13 protein-coding genes are annotated in these 14,047 nt (G+C 66.5%); 10 read left to right on the forward strand and 3 right to left on the reverse strand.

The annotated features are described in order from the left end of the window. Positions 1-1,304 (reverse strand): polyribonucleotide nucleotidyltransferase (gene pnp, locus RR928_RS15640; protein WP_332683229.1); only part of this gene is annotated, 1,304 nt, incomplete at its 3' end. A gap of 207 nt (positions 1,305-1,511) precedes the next feature. After that, on the reverse strand, positions 1,512-1,778 hold the full coding sequence (rpsO, locus tag RR928_RS15645; protein WP_159914338.1) for a 30S ribosomal protein S15: 267 nt from the start codon (positions 1,776-1,778) through the stop codon (positions 1,512-1,514). 236 nt (positions 1,779-2,014) lie between these two features. On the opposite strand from rpsO, the gene RR928_RS15650 reads away from it, so the two are divergent. The 10 genes from RR928_RS15650 to RR928_RS15695 all read left to right on the forward strand — a co-directional run bounded on the left by RR928_RS15650 (position 2,015) and on the right by RR928_RS15695 (position 12,892). Next, entirely contained in the window at positions 2,015-2,311 is a 297-nt protein-coding gene (locus RR928_RS15650; RefSeq protein ID WP_332537331.1) for a hypothetical protein, read from the forward strand. 88 nt (positions 2,312-2,399) lie between these two features. Further along, entirely contained in the window at positions 2,400-2,984 is a 585-nt protein-coding gene (locus RR928_RS15655; protein WP_332683232.1) for a GspH/FimT family pseudopilin, read from the forward strand. Then, positions 2,978-3,613, forward strand: coding sequence for a type IV pilus modification protein PilV (gene pilV / locus RR928_RS15660; protein ID WP_332537328.1), 636 nt, complete (start codon positions 2,978-2,980; stop codon positions 3,611-3,613). Before RR928_RS15655 ends, pilV begins: the two co-directional genes overlap by 7 nt. 4 nt (positions 3,614-3,617) lie before the next feature. Next, positions 3,618-4,466: a PilW family protein gene (locus RR928_RS15665; RefSeq protein ID WP_332537327.1), complete on the forward strand. Its 849-nt coding sequence runs from the start codon at positions 3,618-3,620 to the stop codon at positions 4,464-4,466. Beyond that, entirely contained in the window at positions 4,463-5,167 is a 705-nt protein-coding gene (locus RR928_RS15670) for a pilus assembly PilX family protein (protein ID WP_332537326.1), read from the forward strand. Before RR928_RS15665 ends, RR928_RS15670 begins: the two co-directional genes overlap by 4 nt. Positions 5,168-5,177: 10 nt before the next feature. Beyond that, positions 5,178-8,609 (forward strand): pilus assembly protein, encoded by a 3,432-nt coding sequence (locus RR928_RS15675; RefSeq protein ID WP_332537325.1) that lies wholly within the window; start codon positions 5,178-5,180, stop codon positions 8,607-8,609. A 30-nt stretch (positions 8,610-8,639) separates the two neighbouring features. After that, positions 8,640-9,080, forward strand: coding sequence for a type IV pilin protein (locus tag RR928_RS15680; protein ID WP_332537323.1), 441 nt, complete (start codon positions 8,640-8,642; stop codon positions 9,078-9,080). 44 nt (positions 9,081-9,124) lie between these two features. After that, a complete protein-coding gene (ribD, locus tag RR928_RS15685) occupies positions 9,125-10,234 on the forward strand; it encodes a bifunctional diaminohydroxyphosphoribosylaminopyrimidine deaminase/5-amino-6-(5-phosphoribosylamino)uracil reductase RibD (protein ID WP_332537321.1) in 1,110 nt (369 codons plus the stop codon). Positions 10,235-10,278: 44 nt separating this feature from the next. Further along, positions 10,279-10,908 (forward strand): riboflavin synthase, encoded by a 630-nt coding sequence (locus RR928_RS15690; protein ID WP_332537319.1) that lies wholly within the window; start codon positions 10,279-10,281, stop codon positions 10,906-10,908. 115 nt (positions 10,909-11,023) lie between these two features. Then, positions 11,024-12,892 carry a phospholipase D family protein gene (locus RR928_RS15695; protein WP_332537318.1) on the forward strand — a complete coding sequence of 623 codons (1,869 nt, stop codon included), beginning with the start codon at positions 11,024-11,026 and terminating at the stop codon, positions 12,890-12,892. A 42-nt stretch (positions 12,893-12,934) separates the two neighbouring features. Here the strand turns inward: RR928_RS15695 and RR928_RS15700 are convergent, their stop codons facing one another. Further along, positions 12,935-13,906 carry a tRNA dihydrouridine synthase gene (locus tag RR928_RS15700; RefSeq protein ID WP_332537316.1) on the reverse strand — a complete coding sequence of 324 codons (972 nt, stop codon included), beginning with the start codon at positions 13,904-13,906 and terminating at the stop codon, positions 12,935-12,937. Positions 13,907-14,047 lie beyond the last annotated feature (141 nt).

Raw genomic sequence — 14,047 nt, forward strand, 5'->3', positions numbered from 1 at the left:
TCGGTGATTTCCGACACCACGCGCATGGTGTAGGGGAATTCTTCCTTGGTCGGCAGCACGGCGATCAGCGCGCGCTTGGCCAGACGACCGTGGCCGATTTCGCGGCGCTTGGTCGAACCCATGCGACCGACTTCGCCGGTGGCGAAGGGAGGCATGTTGTAGTGCATCATGAAGCGGTCTTCGTACTCGCCGGCCAGCGCGTCGATGCGCTGGGCGTCGCGTTCCGTGCCCAGCGTGGCCACGACCAGCGCCTGGGTTTCGCCACGCGTGAACAGGGCCGAACCGTGGGTGCGGGGCAGCACCGAGTTGCGGATCTCGATGGGGCGCACGGTACGTGTGTCACGGCCGTCGATGCGCGGCTCGCCGGCCAGGATCTGGCTGCGGACGATGCGTGCTTCGATGTCGAACAGCATGCCTTCGACCTTGACTTCGTCGAACACCACGCCTTGCGCCGTGAGGCCGGCCTTGACGGCGGCGTAGGCATCGCGGCAGGCGTGCGTGCGGCTTTGCTTGTTGCGGATCTGGTAGGCGTTGCGCAGGGCTTCTTCACCCAGTGCACCGACCTGGGCGATCAGCGGCTCGTCCTTGGCGGGAGCTTGCCAGTCCCAGACGGGCTTGCCGGCCTCGCGCACCAGCTCATGGATGGCGTCGATGGCAATGCGGCTTTGCTCGTGGCCGAAGACCACGGCGCCCAGCATGATTTCTTCCGACAGCTGCTGGGCTTCGGACTCGACCATCAGCACGGCGGCTTCGGTGCCGGCGACGACCAGGTCCATCTGCGAGCCCTTGCGCTGCGTCTGGCCGGGGTTGAGCACGTATTCGCCGTTGATGTAACCCACGCGGGCGGCACCGATGGGGCCGCTGAATGGGATGCCCGAGATGGCCAGCGCGGCCGACGAGGCGATCAGCGCGGCGATGTCGGCATCGACTTCGGGGTTCAGCGACACGGTGTGGATCACCACATGCACGTCGTTGTAGAAGCCTTCGGGGAACAGCGGGCGGATCGGGCGATCGATCAGGCGGCTGGTCAGCGTTTCATGTTCGCTGGGCTTGGCTTCGCGCTTGAAGAAGCTGCCGGGGATCTTGCCTGCGGCGTATGTCTTCTCGATGTAGTCCACGGTCAGCGGGAAGAAATCCTGGCCCGACTTGGCCTTCTTCGAGGCCACGACCGTTGCCAACACCACGGTGTCGTCGATGTTGACCAGCACCGCGCCGGATGCCTGGCGGGCGATTTCGCCGGTTTCCAGGGTGACCGTGTGCTGGCCCCATTGGAAAGTCTTGGTCACTTTGTTGAAAATGCTCATTTTTGCTCCTAGATTGATAGCCAACTATTCATAGTCAGCAATAGTTTGGAGGACAATCCAGAACACGATGCCATTCCAGCAGACCAGTGGCTTGCATGGCCCCACAGGGCTGTTGGAATGACATAGCTTCGCTCTGTTATCCATCCTCCGAAGTAAAAAACGCCTGAGCTAGCAGGCTAACTCAGGCGTTTTTATCTCTGACTCGATTTACTTACGCAGGCCCAGCTTGGCGATCAGCGCGGTGTAACGGTCTGCATCGCGGGACTTGAGGTAGTCCAGCAGCTTACGACGACGGCTCACCATGCGCAGCAGGCCGCGGCGACCGTGGTGGTCCTTGGCGTGTTGCTTGAAGTGGGGGGTCAGTTCGTTGATGCGAGCGGTCAGCAGCGCGACTTGCACTTCTGGGCTGCCAGTGTCGTTTTCAGCACGGGCATTGGCCTTGACAACTTCGGCCTTGATAGAGGATGCGATCATTATTTTTTCCTGTATGTGGAGCGGCGTGAACGCGCCCCTGATGACTTGCGCCGGCGGCTGGAACGGCCATCGGCGTGCGTCTTGCACCATGCAAAACCCTGTGATTATAGCGCGCGGTGTTTTCCGACTTCGATGGCCGGCCGCTTTGCCGCGATGCGGCCAGGGTCGAATGCGCTGCGGCAGGCTGCCCGGGAAGACAATTTCCGCCGTCCATTTTCCCATTGGAAAGGCCTGCCATGCCCTCCATGTTGACACTGGGCGGTATCGCGCTGGCGCTGTTCCTGGGCGATGCCGCCGCTGAAGCAGCCACCAGGCAAGCTCCGCCGGACGCGCGCAGCAGCGCGCTGGCTGCCGATCACCGCGAACGCGCGAGCCGGCGCAAACCCCGCATCGTGCATCTTCCCAGCCCCTCGGAAGAAAGCCGCGCGCAGCGCGACCGCCGCCTGGCGCGCGAATGCCGCGGCCTGCCCAATGCGGGCGCCTGCCTGGGCTACGCTGCAGCGCCGCCGCGCGCCGCATCCGGCCAGCGCTGAGGCCCGATCTGCTCCGCTGGTCGGGTGCATCATGCCGCCTGTCGGCAATTTGCTGGAACAGCATGTCTTTGTGTGCTCAAGTGCACGCATGAAGATCCGATCTTCCAGCCCAGCAGATTTTTGCCGGCGCCCTGCGGCAGGGCTGACCTTGGTCGAGATTCTGGTGACGCTGTCTATTTTGGCCTTGCTCATGACGCTGGCCGTGCCCTCGTTCAAGCCCTTGCTCGATCGCTGGCGCGTGCGCCAGGCCGAGGGCGCGGTCACGGACACCATACGGCTGGGACGCACCGAAGCGATCAAGCGCGGCGGCAATGTGGTGGTGCAGAAAATGCCCAACAACACCGATGGCTGCACGACCGCTCCTCTGGCGGTCGACTGGGGCTGCGGCTGGCGGCTGTTTGTCGACAGCGATGCCAGCGGCAACTACACCGCAGGCGAGGAAGTCCTGCTCGCGGCGCGCGTGCCCCCGGGAGTCGGCGTGACGCATGTTCTCGGTGCGGCCGGAACCAACGCCGAGACCATCGCCATCAACCGCTGGGGCAACATGGACGGCATCAACGCCAAGAGCATCATCGTCTACCCGTACGCCGAAGGAACGGGCTCACCGGTCACCCGCACTCTGTGCGTTTCCGCGGGCGGGCGCATCGCCGAGAAAGTCGGTACGACATGCTGACACGCCACCAGCGCGGCATCACGCTGCTCGAGTCCCTGGCCGCCATCGTGGTGATGGCGCTGGGCGTGCTCGGCATCCTGGGCGTGCAGATGCGCACGCTGGCCGACAGCCAGACCAGCGTGCGGCGCGCCCAGGCCGTGCGCTTGATCGAAGACCTGAGCGAACGCATACGCATGAACCCGCGGGGCCTGGCCGAATTGAACCAGTACGTCGTCGCCTGGGAGACCAAGCCGGCCAAGGCCGGCAACTGCACGGCCGCCGCCTGCACCAGCTCCAATCTGGCGACCGACGACAGAAACCTGTGGCTGGCCAATGTCCAGCAGACGCTGCCGCTGGGCGATGCCACCATCTTTCTCGCGGCCGACGAAACCAACAATGCCAACCGCCGGCAGCTGGGCGTGATGATCAGCTGGCGCGAGAACGAAAAGCTGCCCTCGGGCACTTCCGCCGCCGACAAGACCGAGCAGGCCAGGTACCGCGCGGTGCTGCAGCCCGTGGCCACCGGCGCCAACAAGCCGGTCTGCCCGCCCGACCGCAGCTGCCATCTGCAGTACATCCAGCCCAGCGCGCGCTGCCTGCCCTACAGCGCGGGCGCCGCGGGCTCCAATCTGGCCATCTGCCCGGGCTGACACCATGCGCGCCCCGCACGCCCCTCGCCGCCCGCAGCGCCAGCACGGTCTGAGCATGATCGAGCTGCTGGTCGGGCTGACCATAGGCTTGCTGACCATCGCGGTGGCGATAGGCACTCTGGTGATATCGCGCCAGGTGTCGGGCACGGTCAACGACGCGAGCCAGCTGCAGCAGCAGGCGGCGCAGGCGTTTCGCACCATAGGCCAGCAGGCGCGCCAGGCGGGCTCGGTGCGCCTGAACCTGGCCATCGCCAAGGACGGCACCCAGCCCATAGACGCCGGCGACAGCGTGGCGTTCGAAGTGCCCAAGGGGGTCACGACGGTGGGCGGCAAAAGTGCTCCGGGAAAGAACGAGTACCAGCTGGTGCTCGGTTACCAGAACTACAGTGAGAGCGTGGTCGGCAGCGCCACCGAACAGTCGATGTTCCGCGACTGCCTGGGCCAGGCGCCGTCGACCAGCGCCATTCGCAGCGGCTTCGTGCTCGAAAAGGCCGTGGGCGCGACCAGCGGCGAGCTGCGCTGCGCGGGCACCAATGACGTGAGCCAGCCCGTGATCGCGAATGTGGCCGATTTCCGCGTGCGCTTCGTCGAACAGCAGGCCAATGTCGCCACCGGAATTCCGACCATGCAGTACCGCACGGCCGAAGCGGTCGCCGCCGATGCCTGGCCGCGCATCCATGCAGTCGAGGTCTGCCTTGAAATGGAAGGCTCGGAAAACCAGACCGACACCGGCGCCACGCAGTACGTGAACTGCGCCAACCAGACCGTCGCGCGCGGCAGCCGGCTGCGCATGGTGTTTCGCAATACCTATCAGCTGCGCAGCCAGGGCCGTCCCAGCACCCCGCCGCCATGACATTCGCCCGCCAACGCCAGCGCGGCGTCTCCCTGCTGATCGTCATCGTCGTCGTGCTGCTGACGATGCTGATGACCGTCTGGGCATCCAAGACGGCGCTGCTCAACGAATTGATCGTCGGCAATGACGCCGACTACCAGCGCGCGTTCGAAGCCGCGCAAGCCATGCTCCAGGACGCGGAACAGGACATTCTGGGACAGAACATCGACGGCAGCACCTGCGTGCCCACCAGCGACGCCAAGGTCTGCCGCACTGCGGGCAACGTCTGGTTCATAGGCGAGGAGAAGGATTTCGTCGCGCTGCTGGCCACGCTCGAAGCCGCGCCGAATGTACCTTGCCTCGACGCCATCTGCGCCAAGCGCACCGGCAAACAGGACTTCTGGAACGACAAGGAACTGCTCGTCAAGATGCGCGCCCAGGGCGCACGCTACGGCATGTACACCGGCGCGCAAAAAGGCAGCTACAGCAATCCCATCCTGCAGGCCACGGCCGACGGCGCGGGTGCCTGGTACTGGATCGAGGTCATGCCCTATGCCTCCAGCGCGGGCGCGCTGATCACCAACAACCCGCGCGCCGAGCCACTGATGCTCAATCTGAAACCGGCACTGGTCTACCGCATCACGGCCATTGCCCAGGGGCTCAAGTCGGGCACCCAGGTGGTGCTGCAGTCGACGCTGGCACGGCAGAAAATCAAGGACTGAGGGAGTGCGCATGAACAACCTATCCCTTTTGCCAGGCGCCGTCATGCTGGCCGCTGCGGGCGCCGCACTGCAGCCCGCGCTGGCCGCGCCTTTGGGCCTGGTGCAATACCCGGCAGGCACCGCCAGCCGCGAACCCGCACCCAATGTCATCGTGTCGGTCGATGACTCGGGAAGCATGGGAACCACGGGCATCAACACGCTCAAGGCCGCGCTGCGCCAGACCTTTTCCTCGGAGAACGTCGCGGACGGCCTGATACGCCTGAGCTGGCAGTCGATGAACAGCGATTGCGACACCATTCCGCTCAACACCACAAACTGCAAGAACGCGCTCAAGAGCCTCAAGGACACGCACCGCACCAACTTCCTGGGCTGGGTCGAGACACTCACGCCTTCGGGCGGCACGCCGTCGCACCGCATGGTCAGGAATGCGGGCGACTACCTCAAGCGCACCGACCTGGGAATCAACAGCCCCTGGGCCTCCGACCCCGGCACCAAGGAAGCGCCGCTGATCAGTTGCCGGCGCTCGTACCATATCTTCATGACCGACGGCGCCTGGAACAGCGGCACGGCAAATACCTCGCAGCATGTCGACGGCGACCGCGATCTTGCGGCCTACCAGGCGATCAACAACATCGGCAATATCGACAATACGGCGACGACCTTGGGCGACGGCAGCACCGCCTACAACCCCGCGGCCGTGACCTCGCGGCTCTACAAGGACGACTGGGGCTTCAACACCACGACCACCGTCGAGCGCGAATGCACGTTGTTCCTGATCTGCAAGGACGTCACAAAAACCACCTACGGCCTCAATACGCTGTCCGACCTGGCATTCCATTACTGGGCCACCGACCTGCAGCCCGGCATTGCCAACGAGATCAAGCCGCTGATCAAGAAAAGCGGCGACGAAACCTTCACGTCGGGCGCGGGCAGCAGCCTCAAGACCACGACGCTGCCGCAGTTCTGGAACCCCAGGAACAATCCCGCGACCTGGCAGCACATGACGACCTACACCATAGGCTTCGGCACGGGGGCCTCGGCCTGGAGCGGCAGCCCGACCTTCGGCAGCGACACCTATTCCGGCGAGTTGAACCGCCTCGTGACCGGCGACCTCAGCTGGCCCTCTCCGCTGTGCGGCAACAACAACACCGGCAGCGGCAACAACGCCTGCGACGGCAGCACCGGCTACGCCGCCACCGCCAAGGACAACGGCCGGCGCATCGAACTGTGGCATGCGGCGCTCAACGGCCGCGGCAAGTTCACGCCCGCGCCCACGGCCGATGAACTGACCAAGGCATTCAAGGATATCGTCAGCAACATCGTCGAGGACACTTCCACGCCGGTCACCAGTTTCACCAGCGCCTCCTCGTCGGTGACACGCAGCGGAACTTCGCAATTTTCATCGGGCTACAACGCCGACGGCTGGACCGGCTATGTGCGCTCCGATACGCTGGCCCGGGGCACGGCGGCCGCGACGCCCAACCCCCTTTGGGGCGTCAAGGCCGGCGTGGCCGCACCCGCCAACGCCACGACGACGGCCGACAAGCTCGATGCGCTCAGCGCCGGCGACATCACGAACCGGCTGATTCTCACCACCGCGACGGCCACCGCGACCAACAGCGCCGAAGCGCCCGTGGCCTTCACCTGGGCCAACCTGGGCACCACGCAGAAAGCCGCAATCAAGCTCACCACGGCAGAAACCGACGCCAGCGCAACGGCACGCGTCAACTTCCTGCGCGGCGATCGCAGCACCGAAGGCACGGGCACGGTGCGCCAGCGCAAGTCACGCCAGGGCGACATCGTCAACTCGGCGCTCTGGTACGTGGGCCCGCCCGTGAGCAACCATACCTATGACGGCTACCGCGCATTTGCCGCCCAGCAGGCGGCACGCAGCCCCATGGTCTATGTGGGGGGCAACGACGGCATGCTGCATGGCTTCTCGGCCCTCAATGGCGCGGAAAGGATCGCCTATGTGCCCAAGGGCGTGGTTCCCAACCTCAAGGACCTGGCCCTGTCCGGCTATACCCACCGCTACTATGTGGACGGCTCGCCGTTCAGCGGCGACGTGGACACAGGCAGCACCGCGCCCAACTGGCGCACCATGCTGATAGGCACACTGGGCGCGGGGGGCAAAGGCTATTTCGTGCTCGACATCACCACGCCGGGCAGCACCGCGACCACAGGCGCCACGGCCGTGGCCAGCAACTTTTCCGCGGCCAATGCCACCAGCCTGGTGGTCATGGACAAGACCGCCGTGGCCGGCGACGCCGCCACGGGCGACGCCGCCGACATCGGCCACATCTTCGCCGCGCCTGTCGTCGAAGACAACAATCCGCAGAAATCGACCCAGGTCGTGCGCCTGAACAACGGCCGCTGGGCCGTGGTCATGGGCAATGGCTACAACAGCCGCAACGAGCGCCCCGTGCTGCTGATCCAGTACCTCGACGGCGCCAGGGAACTCAAGACGCTGGTGGCCGCGACGACCGGCGACAACGCGGCCAGCAACGGCCTGTCGGCGCCGCGCCTGGTGGACCTCGACGGCAACGGCACGCCCGACATCGTCTATGCGGGCGACCTGCGCGGCAATCTGTGGAAGTTCGACATAGGCGCCGCCGACCCGGGTCTGTGGAACACGGCGTTCAGCAGCCGCCCGCTGTATTCCGCGGTCTACACCTCGGGCAATTCAAGCAGCGTGCAGCCCATCACCGCCGCTCCCGTGGTCAAGCTCAACGACCGCGACGGCCTGGGTCTGATGGTCGCCTTCGGCACCGGCCGCAACATCACCGAAGGCGACCGCACCGACACATCGGTGCAGTCGATCTACTCGGTGCTAGACAGCACGGTCTACAAGTTTGTCGACGGCAAGCTCGCCGTCGACTCGGCCAAGGGCGCGGCCCAGCCCGTGGGCACGGGCTGGGCCAACCTGGTGCAGCAGACCATCTCCAACGTCGCGATTCCCGGCACGGGAAGCAGCAGCGCGCGCACCTTCTACACGGTGAGTCAGAACACGGTGGAGTTCTCCGGCAGCAACGCGCGCAAGGGCTGGTACCTGCATCTGCCCGTGACCGGCGAACGGCTGCTGACCACCCCATCGTTCTTCGACGGCAGCAACATCCTCGAAGTGCTGACCGAAGTGCCGGGCTCGGGCAGCAGCGTGCTCGAGGAAAGCTGCTCGCCGCCGGCCACCGTGCCCAAGCTGTTCCGCACTTTCATCAACATCATGGACGGCCGCAAGCCCAGCGTGCAGCTCATGGACACCAACGGCGACGGCATCTACAACAGCACCACGGACAGGGGGACCTCGCGCATGACGGCTTCGGTCAAGGAAAGCAAGGCCAGCAACCAGAGCAAGGAAATCCGCACCGGCTCCGACAACATCGTCGACGCGTTCAACAAGCTGCCCGAACAACCGCTGCGTCCCAGCTGGCGCCAGTTGCGCTGAACGCGTCCCCCCCACACAAAGGCCAGATCCATGCCAGCAATTTCCCAACGCGGCTTCACGCTGATTGAAATGATGATTGTCGTGGCCCTGGTCGGCATTCTCACGGCCGTGGCCCTTCCCAACTACCAGGAATACCTGCGCCGCGGCGCGCGCTCCGAAGCCAAGGCCGGCCTGTTGCAGGCCGCGCAGTGGATGGAGCGCGCGGCGACGGTCTCCGGCGTCTATCCGACCGTGGCCAACACCAACAATGCGAATTTCTTTCCCTCCGGACTGCGCAGCGTGCCGTCCGACCGCTACGCCATTGCCTTGCCGGCGGCCAGCAGCACCAACACCGCCTTTGTGCTGACCGCGACACCGCAGAATGCCCAGGTGGGCGACAGATGTGGCACGTTCACGCTGGCGCAAAATGGCGAGCGCAACAATACCGGCATGAAATCGGGAGTGACCTCGGCCGACTGCTGGAACCGCTGAGCGCGCGCGAAGACCAGGCACTTGTGCGCTAGGATGGCGGCCACATGACGGCCTCTCCTGACTTTATGCAACAAGCGCTGGCGCAAGCCGCCCGGGCGCTTCATTCGAGCAATCCCAATCCGCGCGTCGGCTGCGTGATCGTCGCGCCCGACGGCCATTGCGTGCTGGGCCAGGGACACACCCAGCCCGTGGGCGGAGCGCATGCCGAAGTCATGGCGCTGCGCGACGCCGCGGCGCTGGGCAACGATGTGCGCGGCGCGACCGCCTATGTGACGCTGGAGCCCTGCGCCCACCAGGGCCGCACCGGACCCTGCTGCGATGCGCTGGTCGCGGCCGGCATCGGCCGCGTCGTCGCCGCGCTCGAAGACCCGAACCCGCTGGTCGCGGGCCAGGGTTTTGCGCGGCTGCGCGCCGCGGGCGTGGCGGTCGAGGTCGGTACCGGCGCGCAGGAAGCACGCGAACTCAACATCGGCTTTCTGAGCCGCATGGTCCGCGGCACGCCCTGGGTGCGGATGAAAGCCGCGGCCTCGCTTGACGGCACGACGGCGCTGGCCAATGGCCAGAGCCAATGGATCACTTCGCCCGAAGCGCGGGCCGACGGCCATGCCTGGCGCGCCCGGGCCTGCGCCGTGCTCACCGGCATAGGCACGGTGCTGCAGGACAACCCGCGCCTGGACGTGCGCGGCCTGGACACCCCGCGCCAGCCGCATGTGGTGATCGTCGACAGCCGCCTGCAGACGCCGCTGGACGCCAAGCTGTTCGTGCCCGGCCGCAACTGCTACATCTACACCGCCAGCGACAGCGCGGCCAGGACCCAGGCCCTGCAGGCGCTGGGCGCGGTCGTCATCCACCTGCCCAATGCCCAGGGCAAGGTCGACCTCGCGGCCATGCTGCGCGACCTGGGCCAGCGCGCCATCAATGAACTGCATGTCGAAGCCGGCTTCCAGCTCAACGGCTCGCTGCTGCGTGAAAGCCTGGTCGACGAACTGCTGCTCTACCTCGCGCCCAAGCTGCTGGGCTCGGGCCGCGGCATCTGCCATATCGGCCCGCTGAGCGCGCTGGCCGACGGGCCCGAACTCGCGTTCCACGGCGTGACCAGCGTAGGCCCCGATATCCGCGTGCTTGCGCGCTTCGCCCAGCGCCCCGCGTTCTAGCCCTGGCCCTGCCCTTCTTTTTTTCACCTGCCACAATCAAGCACATGTTTACTGGAATCATCACCGGCATGGGGCGCATTGCCGCCGTGCAGTCGCTTGGCGACACTGCGGCCCACGGCAAGCGCCTGGTCATTGAAACGCCCGCGGGCTACCTCGACGATGTGGGCCTGGGCGACAGCATCGCGCTCAACGGCGCCTGCATGACGGTCACCACGTTCGACAAGTCCGCCAATACCTTCACGGTCGACATTTCCGCCGAATCGCTGGACAAGACTTCGGGCCTGGCGCAGACCGGCCCGATCAATCTCGAAAAAGCCCTGCAGGCCCATGATCGTCTGGGTGGACATCTGGTCTCGGGCCATGTGGACGGCCTGGGCCGCGTGACGCATTTCGCGCCGCTGGGCGAAAGCTGGGAGCTGCGCATCCATGCTCCTGCCGAGCTCGCGCGCTATGTGGCCTACAAGGGATCGATCACCGTCAATGGCGTGAGCCTCACGGTCAACCAGGTGCGCGATCAGGCCGACGGCTGCGAACTGAGCATCAACCTGATTCCGCACACGGTGGAACACACCGCGCTGGGCGTGCTGAGCGCGGGCTCGCTGGTCAACCTTGAAATCGATCTGATTGCGCGCTATGTAGGCCGCATGATGGACAGGCCTGCTGCCAGCGCCTGATCTTCGCGCAAGCCAGCCTTGTCTTACAAGAAAGCCTGGCAACTCCAGCTATACCTAGGGCAGCGGGGCTGGCTTGACGCCGGCCCTCCATCCCACCTCTGCTGCGCCCCTCCTTATGCCTACTGCCCCCGATAACCGGCTGGACACGATCCCCCGTCCGAGGAGCTTGCGCTGGCGCGGGGCCTTGTGCACCGTGCTGCTGACGCTGGGCCTGAGCGCCTGCGGCAGTCTTCCCAAGGACGTGGTGCGTCCCGTGTCCCAGGCCTGGGACCAGCCCGGCCAGACCGCGCTGGGACAATGGGTGCGCCAGCGGCAGGTGGCCGACAAGGCGCGCCACCCGTCGGCCTTCATGCTGCTTTCGGGTGCGCCCGCGGCCTATGGCAGCCGGCTCGCGCTGATCGAAGGCGCGCAAAAGACGCTGGACCTGCAGTACTACGCCATCCATGCCGATGCGAGCTCGGGGCGGCTGCTGCGCGGCCTGGTCACGGCCGCCGAGCGCGGCGTGCGCGTACGCATCCTGCTCGACGACTTCCACAGCGTGGGCAACAACGCCCAGGTGCTGCGCCTGGCCTATGTGCCCAACATCGAGATGCGGCTGTTCAACCCCGTTCCCGGACCGCGCAACTCCACGGTGATGCGCGCCCTGAGCACGCTGACCGACTTCCACCGCGCCCAGCAGCGCATGCACAACAAGCTGTTCCTCGCGGACAACGTCATCGGCATCGCGGGCGGACGCAACCTGGGCGATGCCTATTTCGACCAGGATGAGAGCGGCAATTTCGTCGATCTCGACGTGATGGCCGCCGGCCCCATCGTGCAGGACCTGTCGCGCAGCTTCGACAGCTACTGGAACAACCAGCGCGCCTATCCCGTGCAATCGCTGGTCAGCCGCGAGGAGCTCGAGCGCATGGAGACTTCCGAGCAGGCCGCGGCGCGCAAGGCGGCCCAGGCCCGCTTGCCCAACGGCATGCCGCAGGCGGCGCCGGCGCCGGCCACCGGCGACAGCCTGCTGCCCGCGGCGGCCGCGGCACCTCCGCCGCCCGACAAGCCTTCTTCCACCATCTGGGACCAGACACCCATGGATCTGGACAAGGCGCCCTGGGTCTGGGCGCGCGCCGCGGTGCTGGCCGACAAGCCCGCCAAGATCGCACTGGAAGGCGAAGGCCCTACGCCCACGGTTGCCAGCACGGCGGCCGCGGCCGCAGCGACTGGCCAGCCCGGTGAATCACGCGATGAAGCCGATGCGCCCGCGGCAGGCGCCACCACCACCCAGCCGCCCGGCCTGCGCCCCGGAACCGGCACCATGGCCGTGCGCTCGGGCGGCAACCTGGCGGCCGTGGGCCTGCAGGCCGATACCGTGGTCGACGGCCTGCTGGCGCTGATACGCCAGGCGCGCCGCGATCTGCTCGTGGTCTCGCCCTATTTCGTTCCCGGCGACGACATGAAGCAGGCGTTTGCCGCGGCGCGCAAGCGCGGCGTGCGCGTGCGCGTGCTGACCAACTCCCTGGCCTCCAACGACGCACCCGTGGCCCATGCAGGCTATGCGCGCCACCGCAAGGAGCTGCTTGACATGGGTGTGCAGCTCTACGAGATGCGCAGCGAACGCGCGGGCCTGCGCGACAGTCTGTCGTCGGGCAGCGGCGCCGGCGCCTCACGCGCCATGCTGCACTCCAAGCTGCTGGTGATTGACGGCGGCCTGGTGGCGGTCGGCTCCATGAACCTCGACATGCGCTCGCAGCTGCACAACACCGAAATTGCCTTGCTGATTGCCAGCCAGGCGCTGGGGCGCCAGGCCACGGAAAACATCGAAGCCGGCCTGGCCGAAAGCGCCTGGAACGTGGTGCTGACCGAAGACCAGCAGCTGCTGTGGCGTGCGCCGCAGGGCAGCGGCCTCGAAGACGCGCATACCGAGCCCGACGCGAGCCTGCCGCTGCGCTGGATGCTCAAGTTGCTGGGCCCGCTGGCGCCCGATCATCTGCTGTAAGGCGAGCCGCCTGGCCCCCAGGCCGGGCAGCTCTCGCCCGGCCTAGCCCCAGCGATGGGGCAGATCTTCGACCCAGCGCGTGATCGCCGCCTGATCGGTCTGCACGCGCACTTCCTGGAACGCGATTTCGGCTTCGGGATAACGTCGGCGCAGCAGGTTGAGCCATTGCTTGAGCCGGCCCGCACGCTGGCGCGGCTCAAGGTCTTCGCAGACCATTTCCCAGAAACGCGCGATCTGCGGCAGCAGCGACGCCCAGCTGACCTCGACCAGCGCCGCCTGTGCCTGGGGCCCGTCGACCGCGGCGCGTATGGCCAGCGCCAGGCCAGGATCGGCGACTATGCCCCGGCCCAGCATCAGGTCGTCGCAGCCCGACTGCGTGCGGCAGCGCAGCGCTTCCTCCACCGTCCAGATCTCGCCATTGGCGATCACGGGCACGGCCACGGCCTCGCGGATGCGCGGAATCAGCTCCCAGTAAGCCGGCGGCCGGTAGCCATCGAGCTTGGTGCGCGCATGGACCACGATCTCGCAGGCCCCGCCCGCGGCCATGGCCTGGGCGCATTCGCGCATCAGGCTGGTGTCGTTGAAGCCCAGGCGCATCTTGGCGGATACCGGCATGTGAGCGGGCACGGCGGCGCGCACCGCGCCGACCACGCGCGCAATATGTTCGGGGTCCTGCAGCAGCGCCGCGCCGCCGCCGTGGCGGTTGACCACCTTGGCCGGGCAGCCGAAATTGAGGTCAATGCCTTCAGGCCCCAGACGCGCGAGATTGGCCGCGTTCTCGGCCAGGCTTTCGGGGTCCGAGCCCAGCAGCTGGGCGCGCACCGGCACGCCGGCGAGCGTGCGGCTGCCGTTGCGCAGCTCGGGCATGGTGCGCAGATACACCTTGTCGGGCAGCACGCTGCCCGTGATGCGAATGAACTCGCTCACGCAGCGGTCGGCGCCGCCGACACGCGTCAACACATCGCGCAGCACAAAATCCAGCAGCCCTTCCATGGGCGCAAGCAACAGCTTCATTGGCCCACCCTGCTCACCCTGTTCTTCATAAACATTTCCGCATTCCCACTGATTCGACCCGCATTGTCGCGCCAAGGCGCATGTCCCGCCGCCACGCAAGTCACAGCCCCGTCATCTGCATGGAGTGCAATCAGCGTTTCT

This window comes from Comamonas sp. (genome assembly GCF_036666375.1).
Taxonomy (GTDB): domain Bacteria; phylum Pseudomonadota; class Gammaproteobacteria; order Burkholderiales; family Burkholderiaceae_C; genus Comamonas.